At 72.1% G+C, this 12,941-nt stretch carries 14 protein-coding genes; 5 read left to right on the top strand and 9 right to left on the bottom strand.

Annotated features, from left to right (window positions below; translation table 11 throughout):
• The 3 genes from VIS07_16500 to VIS07_16490 form a co-directional block, all read right to left on the bottom strand.
• Complete coding sequence (locus VIS07_16500) at positions 1-807, bottom strand: enoyl-CoA hydratase-related protein (protein HEY8517113.1); 807 nt, start codon at positions 805-807, stop codon at positions 1-3.
• A gap of 83 nt (positions 808-890) precedes the next feature.
• A complete protein-coding gene (locus tag VIS07_16495; protein ID HEY8517112.1) occupies positions 891-1,853 on the bottom strand; it encodes an NADPH:quinone reductase in 963 nt (320 codons plus the stop codon).
• A gap of 30 nt (positions 1,854-1,883) precedes the next feature.
• A complete protein-coding gene (locus tag VIS07_16490) occupies positions 1,884-2,159 on the bottom strand; it encodes a metal-sensitive transcriptional regulator (protein HEY8517111.1) in 276 nt (91 codons plus the stop codon).
• 133 nt (positions 2,160-2,292) lie between these two features.
• On the opposite strand from VIS07_16490, the gene VIS07_16485 reads away from it, so the two are divergent.
• Positions 2,293-2,955, top strand: coding sequence for a methyltransferase domain-containing protein (locus tag VIS07_16485; protein ID HEY8517110.1), 663 nt, complete (start codon positions 2,293-2,295; stop codon positions 2,953-2,955).
• Positions 2,956-3,024: 69 nt separating this feature from the next.
• Here VIS07_16485 and VIS07_16480 read toward each other — a convergent pair whose 3' ends face one another.
• On the bottom strand, positions 3,025-3,918 hold the full coding sequence (locus VIS07_16480) for an MBL fold metallo-hydrolase (protein ID HEY8517109.1): 894 nt from the start codon (positions 3,916-3,918) through the stop codon (positions 3,025-3,027).
• A gap of 155 nt (positions 3,919-4,073) precedes the next feature.
• Here VIS07_16480 and VIS07_16475 point away from each other — a divergent pair, with 155 nt between their 5' ends.
• Positions 4,074-4,388 carry a hypothetical protein gene (locus VIS07_16475; protein HEY8517108.1) on the top strand — a complete coding sequence of 105 codons (315 nt, stop codon included), beginning with the start codon at positions 4,074-4,076 and terminating at the stop codon, positions 4,386-4,388.
• Between the two features lie 66 nt (positions 4,389-4,454).
• On the opposite strand, the gene VIS07_16470 is transcribed toward VIS07_16475, so the two are convergent.
• Both VIS07_16470 and VIS07_16465 read right to left on the bottom strand, forming a co-directional pair.
• Positions 4,455-4,592, bottom strand: a complete 138-nt coding sequence (locus VIS07_16470; GenBank protein ID HEY8517107.1) for a hypothetical protein — start codon at positions 4,590-4,592, stop codon at positions 4,455-4,457.
• A gap of 240 nt (positions 4,593-4,832) precedes the next feature.
• Positions 4,833-5,735, bottom strand: coding sequence for a DUF4412 domain-containing protein (locus VIS07_16465; GenBank protein HEY8517106.1), 903 nt, complete (start codon positions 5,733-5,735; stop codon positions 4,833-4,835).
• 126 nt (positions 5,736-5,861) lie between these two features.
• On the opposite strand from VIS07_16465, the gene VIS07_16460 reads away from it, so the two are divergent.
• Positions 5,862-7,091: an anion transporter gene (locus VIS07_16460; GenBank protein ID HEY8517105.1), complete on the top strand. Its 1,230-nt coding sequence runs from the start codon at positions 5,862-5,864 to the stop codon at positions 7,089-7,091.
• 84 nt (positions 7,092-7,175) lie between these two features.
• On the opposite strand, the gene VIS07_16455 is transcribed toward VIS07_16460, so the two are convergent.
• On the bottom strand, positions 7,176-8,099 hold the full coding sequence (locus VIS07_16455) for an LLM class flavin-dependent oxidoreductase (GenBank protein HEY8517104.1): 924 nt from the start codon (positions 8,097-8,099) through the stop codon (positions 7,176-7,178).
• 7 nt (positions 8,100-8,106) lie between these two features.
• On the opposite strand from VIS07_16455, the gene VIS07_16450 reads away from it, so the two are divergent.
• Complete coding sequence (locus tag VIS07_16450; protein ID HEY8517103.1) at positions 8,107-9,288, top strand: thiolase family protein; 1,182 nt, start codon at positions 8,107-8,109, stop codon at positions 9,286-9,288.
• 2 nt (positions 9,289-9,290) lie between these two features.
• Entirely contained in the window at positions 9,291-9,704 is a 414-nt protein-coding gene (locus VIS07_16445; GenBank protein HEY8517102.1) for an OB-fold domain-containing protein, read from the top strand.
• A gap of 51 nt (positions 9,705-9,755) precedes the next feature.
• Here the strand turns inward: VIS07_16445 and VIS07_16440 are convergent, their stop codons facing one another.
• Both VIS07_16440 and VIS07_16435 read right to left on the bottom strand, forming a co-directional pair.
• On the bottom strand, positions 9,756-11,594 hold the full coding sequence (locus VIS07_16440; protein HEY8517101.1) for a right-handed parallel beta-helix repeat-containing protein: 1,839 nt from the start codon (positions 11,592-11,594) through the stop codon (positions 9,756-9,758).
• 130 nt (positions 11,595-11,724) lie between these two features.
• Positions 11,725-12,930, bottom strand: a complete 1,206-nt coding sequence (locus VIS07_16435) for an MFS transporter (protein ID HEY8517100.1) — start codon at positions 12,928-12,930, stop codon at positions 11,725-11,727.
• Positions 12,931-12,941 lie beyond the last annotated feature (11 nt).

The following is a 12,941-nucleotide window of genomic DNA, read 5'->3' as shown; positions in this document are numbered from 1 at the left end:
TCATCGGCGTACGAAGCGCGGCGGGCGCTTCTCGAGGAACGCGGCCACCGCCTCCTTGTGCTCGGGCGACTTCCAGCACTCGCGCAGCATCTCGCTCTCGCGCTGCTGGACCTGCGTGAGGTCGGTCGCGCTGCCGTTCTCGGTCAAAAGCTGCTTGATCATGCGCAGCTGCGGCGCCGGGTTCGCCGCGATCTCGCCGGCGAGCGCGAGCGCGTCCGGCAGGAGCTGGTCGGGGGTGGTGAGCCGATCGGCGAGACCCCAGGCGTGCGCCTCGCGCGCGTCGTAGAGCTTGCCCGACAAGCACATCTCGCTCGCGCGACCGAAGCCGACCCGCTGCACGAGGAAGTGCGTGCTCGCGAGCTCCGGCACGAGCCCGACCTTGATGAAGAACATCCCGAAGCGCGCGCGCTCCGAGGCGATGATGACGTCGAACGGCAGGATCATCGTCATGCCGATGCCGACCGCGGCGCCGTTGACCGCCGCGACGAGCGGCTTCGAGCGCCGCAGCAGCCCCACCCAGTCGACGTTGGCGGGCATGCCGCCCGAGCCGCCCGCCGTGTTCGCGCCCGGGTCCTTGCCCTCGAGGCGCGTCTTGAAGGTGTCCTCCATGTCGGCGCCGGCGCAGAAGCCGCGCCCCGCGCCGGTCATGACGATCGCGCCGACCTCGGGGTCCGCGTTGGCGGCCTCGATCGCGCGCACCTGCTCCTCGGCCATCGCCGGCGTCCAGGCGTTGAGGCGATCGGGGCGGTTCAGCGTGATGAGCGCGACCGCGTCCCTGCGCTCGTAGAGGATGGTTTCGTACGCCATGCGCGCCCATAGCCGGGGGCACGCTGCAGGGTCAACGCGAAGCCCCTGCTACGGGCGACGCGCGGCGTGCGCGCCGCGCTCCGCTACGGCACCAGCACGATCTTGCCGAGCGCGCCCGGCTGCAGGACGAGCTCGTGCGCCTTCGCCGCCTCGGCGAGCGGCAGCTCGCAGCGGACGACCGGACGCAGCGTGCCGTTCTCGAGGCCGGCCGCGACCGCGGCGTGCGCGCGCGCGAACTCTTCCGGCGGCGTGTTCGCGAGCGACATGCCGAGGATCGTCGCGTCGATGCGCATCGTGAGACGCGGCTCGAACTCGAGCGTGCCGCGGCTGCCGATCACCACGATGCGGCCGTAGCGTGCGAGCGCCTCGAAGTCCTTCGCGAGGTTCACGTTGGCGAGCATCTCGGCGATCACGTCGACGCCGCGTCCGTCCGTGAGCTCGCGCACGCGCGCGAGGTAGTCCGGCGCGTGGTGGTCGAGGACGTGGTGCGCGCCCTGCTCGGCGACGCTGCGCCGTCCCTCGTCGGTGCCCGCGGTGCCGATCACGATCGCGCCGGCGGCGCGCGCGAGCTGCACCGCCGCCGTGCCGACGCCGCCGCTCGCGCCGTGCACGAGCAGCCATTCGCCGGGCTTGAGCTGCGCGCGCTGGAAGAGCGCGCGGTACGCCGTCAAGTATGGGATGCCGATCGCCGCGCCCTGGGCGAAGCTCAGGCGCTCCGGCAAGCGACGCACCTGCTCGGCCGGCGCGAGCGTGAGCTCGGCGTACGTGCCGGTGAGCGCGAGGTTGGTGTAGACGCGGTCGCCGACCGCGAGCTGCGTGACGCCCTCGCCCACCGCGTCGACGACGCCCGCGGCGTCCATGCCGGGCGTGTACGGCAGCGCCGCGGTGTAGCCCTGCTGACCCGCGCGGATGTACGTGTCGACCGGATTGACGCCGGCCGCGTGCACGCGGATCCGCACCTGGCCGGCGCCGGGCTGCGGATCCGGCACCTCGCGCAGCTCGAGCACCTCCGGGCCGCCGTGCTTCTCGACGCGTATCGCCTTCATTTCGCCTCGCCTCCGACTCGCCTGCGACCGCTAGGCCTTGCGCCGGCCCAGCACCTCGATCAGCTCCGCGACCTTCTTGCGCTGTTCCTTCGCGTCGCCGCTGCGGATCGCCTCCTCGACGCAGTGCGCGACGTGGTCGCGCAGGATCTCCTCCTCGACGCGCCGCAACGCCGCCTTCACCGCCTGGATCTGCGTGATGACGTCGATGCAGTAGCGGTCGTCGTCGACCATGCGGGCGATGCCGCGCACCTGGCCCTCGATGCGCCCGAGACGCGCGAGACAGGAGCGCTTCGTGGTCGCGTTCATGAGCGTGGACAGTACCCTTACCCGGTACGCTCGACAAGACGACGGTGGGGTTACGCTCTATCGGCAAGCTTTTCACCGCAGGTACTGGACATATACCCCCAGGTGGTATAGGCCGGACGCCACGGAGGACGACGTGGAAGCAACGCACAAGCACTCACACTCGTTCGTGCCCGCGATGGGCCTCGACTGGCTGACGCCGCTCTACGACCCCTGCATCCGGCTCCTGCTGCGCGAGGACGAGGTCAAGCAACAGCTCGTCGACCAGGCGCGGATCCAGCCCGGGATGACCGTCGTCGACCTGGGCTGCGGCACCGGCACGCTGGCGCTCATGGTGAAGCGCTCGCACCCGACGGCGCGCGTCATCGGGATCGACGTCGACCCGAAGATCCTCGACATCGCGCGCGGCAAGCTCGCCGACGCCAAGGTCGAGGTCGAGCTGCGCCAGGGGAGGATCGAGGAGGTCGGCCTGCAGCCGGGCTCGCTCGACCGCGTGCTGTCGACGCTCGTCCTGCACCATCTCACGGCCGACGAGAAGCTCGGCGCGCTGCGCGCCGCGCGCGCGGCGCTGCGTCCGGGCGGCGAGCTGCACGTCGCCGACTTCGGTCCGCCCAGCAACGCGCTGATGTGGCTCCTGTCGCTGCCGATCCGCCTGTTCGACGGCGAGGACCGCGTGCTTCCCAACCTGACCGGACGCCTGCCCGAGATCATCCGCGCGGCGGGCTTCAGCGACGTGCGCGAGCGCGGCTCGCGCATGACGGGCTTCGGCACGCTCGTCTACTGGAGCGCGGTCGCGTGAGCGCCGCGCGGGCTTGAGCGGCGCGCGCGAGACGGTCGTGCGCGCCGCGCCGCGCGCCGACGCCGCGGGTCAGCCGAGGATCGTCCGCCCCTCGAGGTAGCCCATCTCGACGAGCTGCGCGCCGGGCGTGCGCCGCTCGAGCTCGCGGCGGATCGGCTCCGTGTCGATCGGCCTGGTGAGCGGCGGCATCCAGTCGTCGTGGTGGCAGAGGATGACGCGGCCGGGCTTCAGCAGCTCGACCTCGTCGGCGACGAAGCTCGCGAGCGTCCCCTGGTGGGGCTCGCCGTCGACGTTGCCGCGGCCCACCGCGGCGAGCAGCGCGACGTCGGGCCGGAGGTCGCGCAGGAGACCGCTCCAGTGCCCGGAGCTGTCCTTCCAGAAGATCGAGCCGGCGGGCGTCTCGATGAGGAACGCGAACGACCCGCCCTCGCCGCGCGGATGGCGGTCGCTCTCGTGCATGTGCTTGGCGATGTCGTCGCCAAGCGCGCCCGAGTGCAGGAGCTGCATCGCGCCCTCGACGCGCATGACGCGCTCCTGATGCTTGACGCCGAGGTCGCCGAGGCAGGGATCGTCGGCCGCCGAGCCCATCGTCGCCCAGATGCACGAGTGCAGGCTCGGGAAGACGCGCACGCGCACGTCCTTCGCGAGCTCGATCGGCTCGCCGCCCGCGACCGCCATGAGCTGCTGCTCGGGGATCCTGTCGACGTCGTGCAGCAGGCGCACGGTCTCGTGTGAGCCGATCACGGTGGCGCCGGTCTGACGCGCGATGCGCTCCGCGCCCCACAGGTGGTCGAAGTGCGAGTGCCCGATCAGCACCCAGTCGGCGCGCTTCACGTCGGCGACCGTCATGCCGACCGGCGGCGCCGCCGGCACGCGGTCGATGTAGGCGTCGAGGAAGATCGTCAGCTCGCCGACGACGAGGCGGAAGGTCGAGACGCCGAGCCAGTCGAGGGTCACCCGCATGGCGCACGCTTAGCAGGCCGCGCACGCGGGCGTCAGGGCGCAACCTGCGCCGCGGTTCCGCTCCCGGAGGATCGTGGTAGGCTCTTCCTCGGTACCGCGAACCATGCGTTCACCACCCGAGCGGTACGCTCCTCACAACCACTCAGGAGGGAACCATGAAGAAGGCACCACGATTCGTCGCGCTCGCCGCGCTGGGCGTCGCCCTCGCCGCGACCCCGGTCGCCGCGCAGACCTCGACCACCACCACGACGACGACCACGACGACCCGCAGCAGCGCCGACCTCGAACGCCTCGAGAGCGCCGAGCGTCAGCTCGCCGCGCAGGCGTCGGCCACCAAGGGCGCGGCGCAGCAGGAGATCCTGCTCGAGAAGCGCCGCGTGCAGATGCTGATCGATGCGCTCGAGAGCGGTCAGCGCGTCGACCCGCGCGAGGTCGACGCGGCGGTGAGCGGCCCGAGCACGCCGTTCTGACCCGAGCTCACCCTTCGCGAAGCGAGCGCACCGCGCCGAGGGGAGGCGTACGCTCGCGGCGACGGCTCAGCCCGCCGCGACGACGCCCTCGTCCTGCGGCTTCGCGCCGCGGCTGCAGCGGTCGAGCGCTTCGCGCGCCGCGCGCAGCTTCTCGAGCGCTTGCTGCTGGTCGCCCTGTCTGAGCGCGTCGGCAGCCGCGCTCATCAAGCTCGCGTAGCCCGGGCAACCCGGGACCGCACGAGGGGTGGCCTCGGCCACCCCTCGTAGCGGCGCCAGCGCGAGAACGACGACGACGAAACGGAGCACAGACAGCACGTCCGCCGCCTAGCGCAAGCGTCGCGCCAGCCGGCGGCGTCGCGAACCGCCCGTCGTTGCTGAGCGCGCGGATTCGACGCGCCGCGCGCGCTGCCCAATGCGCGGGCAGTGCGCAAAAAGCAGGCTCCGTCAGCCGGGCAGCGCGGCGCGCTCGTAGCCCGCGGGCACCTGGAACAGCTTCGGATCGATGTCCTTGCGCTGGATGTCCTTGACGCGGAACTCGACCGTCTCGCCGTCCTCGGTGGCACGCACGCGCACCGGGAAGCCGCCGACCTCGTCGAGCAGCTCGAACACCTCGGCACCGGGCGCGGCCTCGAGACCCTCCCAGTTCATCGCGGAGAGCACCTCGCGCTGGAACTCGGCGAGCTTGCGCAGGCCGACGAGGTCGTCGGGCTTGAGCCCGGTGTCGCTCCACGACGCGACGCAGGCCTCGGCGATGCGCTTGCCGCCGCGCTGCACCTCGAACTCGCGGCACGAGCGCCCCTCGACGGAGCTCGTCTTGCCGGTGGCGACCGCCTTGAGCGGCGCGGGCTCCTTCTTCTGCCCGGCGCTGCCGAGCCCGCCGAACTCCTTCATCGCCTGCTCGACCGCGGCGCGGTCCTCGGCCGACATGTTCTCCATCTGGGCGCGGATCTGCGCGCGCGCCGACTCGAGCGACGAAGCGAGCCGCTTGGCGTCGGCGCGGGTGATCTCGAAGTAGGTCTTCTCCTGGTCGTCGATCACGATCAGCGTGTCGTTCGCGCCGCGGAAGAGAACGGTGCCGGACTCCTTCTCGTCGGCGTCCGTGCGCGTGCCCTCCATGCGCACGTCCGTGCCCGACGCGTAGAGAAGGCCCGTCAGGCGACGCTTGTCCTTCGCCGCTGGGTCGTTCGCGGCCTTCGCGGAGGCGGCCGGCGGCTGCCCGCTCTTGCCGACGGCATCGCCCGGCTCCTCGCTCTCCGTCACGATGACGACGCCCGCCCGGGCCGCCGTCGGCAACCCGAGCGCTCCCACGAGCAGAACCGCAAACCACCAGCTACGTGCACGCGTCATCGCATCCTCCAGTTGCATGGCCGCCTCCCGTCTTCCGGTGAACGATCGGCTCGACCGGAAGGGAAGCGGGCGTCGCCGAGCATAGCAGCGTAGCGGGAAAGCGCAGTGCGCTGCTAACTGCGGCGCGTGGACGCCACGGGCCTGACCATCTTCGCGCTGGTCTATCTCGGCATGCTCGCGGGCGGCGTGCCGGGCCTGCTGATCGACCGCACCGGGATCGCGCTGCTCGGCGCGATCGCGCTGCTCGCAACCGAGCGCGTCGGCGTCGACGAGGCCTGGCAGGCGGTCGACGTGGAGACGATCGCGCTGCTCTTCGGGCTGATGATCGTCTCGGCGCAGCTCCGTCAGGGCGGCTTCTACGGTCTCGTCACGCGGCGCCTCACGCTGCACCAGACGTCGCCCGAGCGACTGCTCGCGCTGGTGATCGTGCTCGCCGGCGCCCTGTCGGCGGTGCTGGTGAACGACATCGTCTGCCTCGCGATGACGCCGGTGCTGATCGAGGTGTGCGCGCGGCGCAAGCTCGATCCGGTGCCGTTCCTGCTCGCGCTCGCCTGCGCCGCCAACGTCGGCTCGGCGGCGACGCTGATCGGCAACCCGCAGAACATGCTGCTCGGACAAAGGCTCGGGCTGTCGTTCGCGGGCTACTTGCTCGACGCGTCCGTGCCGGTGCTGCTCGGTCTCGGCGTCGTGTGGCTGGTGATCCGCGCGCTCTACGGAGGGCGCTGGAACGCGGCGCCGCTGCCGGACGCCACCAAGCAGGCGCGCGCGCTGCAGGTGCGCTTCGACGCCTGGCAGAGCACGAAGGGTCTGCTCGTGCTCGGAGGCATCGTGTTGCTCTTCCTCTTCACCGAGCTGCCGCGCGAGCTCGTCGCGCTGACCGGCGCCGGCATCCTGCTCGTCAGCCGGCGAACGGCGTCGCGCGCCCAGCTCGCGCTCGTCGACTGGCACCTGCTGGTGCTGTTCATCGGGCTCTTCGTCGTCAATCACGCATTCAGCGCGAGCGGCGCCGCGGCCGCGATGGTGCACGAAGCGGCGGCGGTCGGCCTCGACCTGCGCGAGCCGGGCTGGCTCTTCGTCGTCGCGGCGACGCTCTCGAACCTGGTGTCGAACGTCCCTGCGGTGATGCTGCTGCTGCCGGCGGCGACCGATCCGCTCGCGGGCCCGGTGCTGGCGCTGTCGAGCACGCTCGCCGGCAACCTGATCGTCGTCGGCAGCATCGCGAACATCATCGTGCTCGAGCAGGCGTCGCGGACCGGGCTCGAGATCGACTGGCGCACGCACGCGCGGGTCGGCGTGCCGGTGACGCTCGCGACGCTGGCGATCGCCGGCGCGTGGCTGTGGCTGCTCGGGGCGTAGCTCGGCAGACGCCGTGAGCTCGCGGGCGGGATGTCACCCGGCGGGCGCGGCGGAGCTCGGCGCGTGTCGCGCGGCGGACGCGACTCAGCCGGCGCGCAGCGCGGGCAGGACGTCGCGCGCGAGCAGCGCGACCGCGTCGAGCTTGCTCGCGTGGTCGCCGGCGATGTGCAGCACGACCTCGCTCACGCCGAGCGCCCGTAGCTCCCGCAGGCGCGCGAGCGCGCGCGGCGGCGTGCCGAAGACGTGCGCGCGCTCGAGGTCGCCGAAGAGCCGCGTCATCGTGCGCGCCGCGTCGGCACGTCGGCGCGCTTCGGCGTCGCTCTCCGCGAGCGCCGCGAGGCAGTAGACCGAGCGCGTGAGCGTCGCGGGGTCGCGACCCGCGGCGGCGCACGCCCGATCGAGCTCGCGGCTGCGCGCCTCGAGCTCGGCGACGAACGGACAGTTCCAGCCGTCCGCGACCCGTGCGGCCGCGTCGAGGACGGCGCGCGAGCGTCCGCCGAGCCAGACCGGCACCGGCTGCGCCGCGTCCTCCTGCACGGATGCGCGCAGCCGCGCGACGTCGTCGGCGAGCGTGGCGGCGCGCTCGGCGTCGTCGCGCGCGGTGACGCCGAGCGCACGTGCCGCGCGACGGTAGGTGAAGCCGCCGAGCCCGACGCCGAGCACCAGTCGCCCCGGCGCCAGCGCGGCGAGCGTCCGCATCTGCAGCGCGAGCAGCGCGTGCGCGCGCAGCGGCAGCGCGAGCACGAGCGGTCCGATGCGCAGCGTCGTCGTCGCGGCGAGCGCTGCGAGCAGCGTCGTGCACTCGAGCGGCGTTTCGCCGTCGGGACGCAGCGACACGAGATGATCCGGCACCCAGACGCCGTCGAGCCCAGCCGCTTCGCAGGCGCGCGCGAGCTCGCGCACCTGCGCGAAGGTGACGCCGTGGACCGGCAGCTCGATGCTGATCCGCAGAGCGCTCATCGCCTCGCGACGCCGCTGCTTGAGATCGGGGTCATCGCTTCCGTACAACGCGCACATGGCGTCCCGAACGGCAAAGGTCGCGATCGCCGGGCTCGGCATCACCGAGCAGGGCAAGGTGTACGGCCCGAGCGCGGTCGGCTTCGCGGTCGAAGCGGTGCGGCTCGCGCTCGAGGACGCAGGTCTCGAGGCGCAGGACCTCGACGGTCTGCTGGTCAACCCCGGGCTCACCTGGGGCCAGGCCGCGACCATGGGCTCGTTCGCGCTGCAGCAAGCGCTCGGTCTCAAGGACCTGCGTCTGTCGGCGGCGATGAACCTCGGCGGCGCGACCGCCGGCGCGATGATCATGCAGGCGGCGCTCGCGATCGAGGCCGGGCTCGCGACGAACGTCGCGTGCGTGTTCTCCGACGCGCCGCTCAAGCCGCCGCGGCCCGCGGGCGAGAAGGGCTCGGGCTCCGGCTCGTCGGGCGCCTACGCCTTCGCCGGCGACCTCAACGCCGCGTACGGCGCGTTCGGCGTGAACGGCCTCTACGCGCTGGTCGCGCAGCGTCACATGCACCGCTACGGCACGACCAACGACCACCTCGGCGCCATCGCGGTCGCCGAGCGCGCCTGGGCGCAGGGCAACCCGCGCGCGCAGTTCTACGGCAAGCCGCTGACGCTCGAGGAGTACCACGCGTCGCGCTGGGTGGCGGAGCCGTTCCACCTGCTCGACTGCTGCCTCGTGTCGAACGGCGGGCTCGCGGTGATCGTCACGAGCGCCGAGCGCGCGCGCTCGCTGCGTCAGCCGCCGGTGTACGTCCTCGGCATGGGTCAGGGGCATCCGGGCGGCGATCCGATCGAGACGCTCACGTCGGGCGCACCCATCGCCGCGAAGACCGCCTTCGAGATGGCCGGCGCGACGCTCGCGGACGTCGACTTCTGCGAGATCTACGATTGCTACACCTTCACCGTGCTGGTGACGCTCGAGGACTACGGCTTCTGCAAGAAGGGCGAGGGCGGACCGTTCGTCGCCGACGGACGCATCGCTCCCGGCGGCTCGCTGCCGGTCAACACGGGCGGCGGGCAGCTCTCGTCGTTCTACATGTGGGGCATGACGCCGATCAGCGAGGCCGTCATCCAGCTGCGCGGCCAGGGCGGCGCGCGTCAAGTCGAGAAGAACGATCTCTGTCTGGTGAGCGGCAACGGCGGCGTGCTGTCGACGCACGCGACGCTGCTGCTCTCGAAGCACCCGAGCTGAGCATGAACGCGATCGCCAAGCCCGTTCCGCGCGTCACCGAAGAGCTGGCGCCGTTCTTCGAGGCCGCCAAGCGCGGCGAGCTCGTGGTGCAGCGCTGCACCGACTGCGGCTTGCTCCGCTTTCCGCCGCGCGAGGTATGCAGCCGCTGCTGGTCGCGCAACGCCGACTGGACGAAGGTCTCGGGGCGCGGAGAGGTCTACAGCTTCTACGTGATGCACCAGATCTACCACCCCGGCTTCGCGACCGAGGTCCCGTACCCGGTGGTGGTGGTCGAGCTCGAGGAGGGCGTGCGGGTGCTGTCGAACCTCGTCGACTGCCCGCGCGAGAAGATCACGATCGGCATGCCGGTCGAGGTCACCTTCGAGGAGCTGAGCCCCGAGGTCACGCTGCCGAAGTTCCGCCCGCGGGCGAGCTGATCTGCGCGCTTTGCTGCGCCGCGGCGCGCGCGCAGCGCACGTCCGCGACGCTCACCGGCACGCGACCCGCACGCGCTGCAGCTGGCAGCGCGGCCGCGCGCCGCCCGGCGGATTCCACGCCGCGCGTGCGCACTCGTCCTCGGCGCCGAGCACGATCGCGGCGGTCGCCGACGCCGGGTCGGGCATCTCGACGGCTTCCCGATGCTTCGCGACCACGCGCCAGTCGAGGAGCCCGTCCGCCTTGCGCGAGCGGTCGTGCACCACGACGCGCACGATCCCGTCGACGGTGCCCTTCGGATCGCGGTAAAGCCAGCGCGTCCCGGCCGCGTTCACGGTCCAGCGCTCGCCGCCGGGGACGGTGACGTCGTAGCGCACGCCGTCCGCATCGGCGACGACGACGCGCACGCCATTGATGCTTGGATTGACGCCGCTCCACGGCTTCGGGACGATCGCCTGCCCGGCGAAGGTCAGCGAGAACGGCGAGCCGCGCAGGACGAGGACCGGCTTCGTCGCGAGCGGACCGCTCTCGCACACCGCCGGCGTCGGCGGCTCGCTGCACGTGCAGCCCGCGCAGGTCGCGCCCGCCGCGCAGTCGTCGTCGCTCTCGCACTCCTCGCCCGGATCGAGGTCGCCGTCGCCGCACTGCGCGAGCTGCAGCTCGTAGGCGCCGACGTCGACGCCCGCTCCGACCGGACGTGGCGCACCGTCGAGGTCGACCGTCGGCGCGCCGCTCGCCGTGCCGGCGTCGACCGCGGGGCTCGTCGGCAAGAGGTGGAAGTCGCTGCCCGGCGCGACGAAGTGCTGCGCGGGCGTCGCGACGAACGAGTGCACGTCGTAGCCGAGCGCCTGCCAAGCGGCGAGCGAGACGATGGTGTCGCCGCCGTCCGCGCTGAAGCGGCTCATGACGCTGTTGTAGTCCGACGAGAAGCCCGGCCGGCTCGAGGCGTCGATCGAGATCACGCCGCGGAACGAGTGGAAGCTGTAGAGGATGTTGTTGTGCAGCGTGTTGCCGGTCGAGCCGTTGTTGATGTTGATCGCCCAGCGCGCGTCGGACGCCTGGATGATCGTGTTGTTGATCACCAGGTTGTCCTTCGCGCCGGCGCTCGCGTCGATGCGGTAGAGGCTGATGCCGCTCGCGTGGTTGTCGAACAGCAGGTTGTTGCGGATCGTGCTCCGCGTCCCGCCGTCCATGTTGATGCCCGAGCCGCCGCCGCGTCCGTTGTCCCAGATGACGTTGCCCTCGACGAGCGCGTCCTCGATCAGGCCGTCGCCGCCGAGGCTCGCGTCGCCGTTGAAGTGGATGCCGTTCGCGTTGTTCGACCAGATGAGGTTGTTGCGCACGATCGGGCGGTCGGAGCTGTTCGACACGTAGATGCCGTGCTCGATCTGCGAGTGGTGCGCCTCGTTGTGCTCGGCGACGAAGTCGTCGACGAAGCCCGTCAAGATTCCCCAGCGCCCGTTCCAGCCGAGCTTGCAGTTGCGCACCGTGACGTGCGAGCCGAGCACGGCGCGGATGCCGGCGCGCGTGCGCTCGTTGACGACGAAGCCGTCGATCACGACGTGCGACGCGCCCTCGAGGTTGATGCCGTCGGGCGTGATCGGGTTGTTCGCGGTGATGCGGACGTTCGGTCCCTCGGCGCGGAAGGTGATCGGCGCGCCCGGAGCGCCCGAGCGCGTCAAGTAGAAACCCTGATAGTCGCCGTCGAGGACGTGCACCGTGTCGCCGGGAGCGACCCTGGTCGCGGCGTGCACGAGCGTCGCCCACGCGGTCGCGATCGACAGGCCGTCGTTCGCGTCGTTGCCGCCGTTTCTCACCCAGTAGTCCGCGGCGTGCGCGACGCTCGCGCTCGCGAGCAGCAGCCCCAGCACCACGCCCGAGATCGCCCTCATCTCCGCCCTCCCCCGGTGGTCTCGAGCAGCGAGGATGCGAGAGCGCGCGCCTCGACTCAATGCCGCCCGCGCGAAGGAACGGTCGCGTGCCGCGCGGCGCGCAGCGACCGGCAAAGCGCTCGCTGCGACGTCACGCCGAGCGCCCGGCTCTCGCTGCCGCGAACGCGATGCCGACCGCGGCGATCGCGAGCCCCGGCACCCAGAACGTCGCCGCGAGATCGAGGTGCACGGCGAGCCAGCCACCGAGCAGCGGTCCGATCACGTTGCCGATCATCATCGCGGTCGAGCCGAGACCCGCCATGCGACCGCGCGCGCTCTCCGGCGCGCGCGAGCCGATCAGCTGGAACACGAGCGGAATGAAGCCCGCGACCGACACGCCGGAGAGCAGCCGCAGCACGAACAGCACCTCGACCCGGCGCGCGAGGAAGCCGACCGCCGCGTACGCGAGCCCGGAGAGCACCAGCGACAGGAGCATCACCCGCTCGACGCCGTGACGCCCGCCGAGCCGCGCCCACGCGGTGCTGATGAACATCGCCGGCACGCCGGCGACGAAGATCACGGAGCCCGTGGTGGTCGCGACCGCGTCGCGCGGCACGCCGAGCTTCTCGACGAACAGCGCGAGCGTCGGCCACGACGCCATGATCATCACCTGGAAGAGCACGACGAGCGCGAGCAGCGCGAGCGTCCCGCGGTCGCGGACGAGCTGCGCGAGCCTGATCCGCGACGCGTGCGACGCGTGCGCCGCGGCGGCCTCGCGACGCGGCTCCTCGAGCACCATCGCGCACACGAGGCCGGCGGTCGCGGCGAGCGCGCCGACGCCGAAGAAGAGCGCGCGCATGCCGACCAGGTCGGCGATGACGCCGCCGATCAATGGACCCGAGAGGCTGCCCGCGGCGCGCGCGCTCTGCAGCATCGCGAGCGCACGCCCGACCCGCGCGGGCGGCGTGCTCGCCGAGAGCAGCGCGACCGCGGCGGGAAACACGCCGCTCACCGCGCCCTGCAGCGCGCGCCAGCCGAGCAGCGCGAGCGCCGAGTTCGCGAAGCCCATGCCGGTCGTCGCGAGCGCGATGCCGAACACCGAGCGCACCACCATCGGCTTGTGCCCGACGCGATCGGCGAACGTGCCCCAAACCGGCGTCGCGAACACGGCGACGATGAACGGTGCCGAGCCCAGCACGCCGGTCCAGTAGCGAACCGCGTCGCGGTCGGTGACGCCGATGTCCTGCAGGTAGAGCGGCAGCAGCGGCAGGATCGCCGTCATCCCGGCGAGGGTGAGGAACTGCGCGGCGCACACGATCCAGAGGTTCAGGCGCTCGGTGCGCGGCGAGGTCGACATCGTGCGCTTCT

This window comes from Candidatus Binatia bacterium, assembly GCA_036563615.1.
In the GTDB taxonomy this organism is placed as follows: domain Bacteria; phylum Desulfobacterota; class Binatia; order UBA12015; family UBA12015; genus DATCMB01.
Note: the sequence above shows the minus strand (reverse complement) of the source record. Positions and strands in the feature narration are given on the sequence as shown.

Excerpts from the sequence above, each read along its gene's own strand:
- VIS07_16490 (HEY8517111.1), bottom strand. The coding sequence starts at position 2,159 with ATGAACGCGACCACGAAGCGCTCCTGTCTCGCGCGTCTCGGGCGCATC.
- VIS07_16475 (HEY8517108.1), top strand. The coding sequence starts at position 4,074 with ATGAAGAAGGCACCACGATTCGTCGCGCTCGCCGCGCTGGGCGTCGCC.
- VIS07_16440 (HEY8517101.1), bottom strand. The coding sequence starts at position 11,594 with ATGAGGGCGATCTCGGGCGTGGTGCTGGGGCTGCTGCTCGCGAGCGCG.
- VIS07_16495 (HEY8517112.1), bottom strand. The coding sequence starts at position 1,853 with ATGAAGGCGATACGCGTCGAGAAGCACGGCGGCCCGGAGGTGCTCGAG.
- VIS07_16465 (HEY8517106.1), bottom strand. The coding sequence starts at position 5,735 with ATGACGCGTGCACGTAGCTGGTGGTTTGCGGTTCTGCTCGTGGGAGCG.
- VIS07_16480 (HEY8517109.1), bottom strand. The coding sequence starts at position 3,918 with ATGCGGGTGACCCTCGACTGGCTCGGCGTCTCGACCTTCCGCCTCGTC.
- VIS07_16470 (HEY8517107.1), bottom strand. The coding sequence starts at position 4,592 with ATGAGCGCGGCTGCCGACGCGCTCAGACAGGGCGACCAGCAGCAAGCG.
- VIS07_16435 (HEY8517100.1), bottom strand. The coding sequence starts at position 12,930 with ATGTCGACCTCGCCGCGCACCGAGCGCCTGAACCTCTGGATCGTGTGC.
- VIS07_16500 (HEY8517113.1), bottom strand. The coding sequence starts at position 807 with ATGGCGTACGAAACCATCCTCTACGAGCGCAGGGACGCGGTCGCGCTC.
- VIS07_16450 (HEY8517103.1), top strand. The coding sequence starts at position 8,107 with ATGGCGTCCCGAACGGCAAAGGTCGCGATCGCCGGGCTCGGCATCACC.
- VIS07_16445 (HEY8517102.1), top strand. The coding sequence starts at position 9,291 with ATGAACGCGATCGCCAAGCCCGTTCCGCGCGTCACCGAAGAGCTGGCG.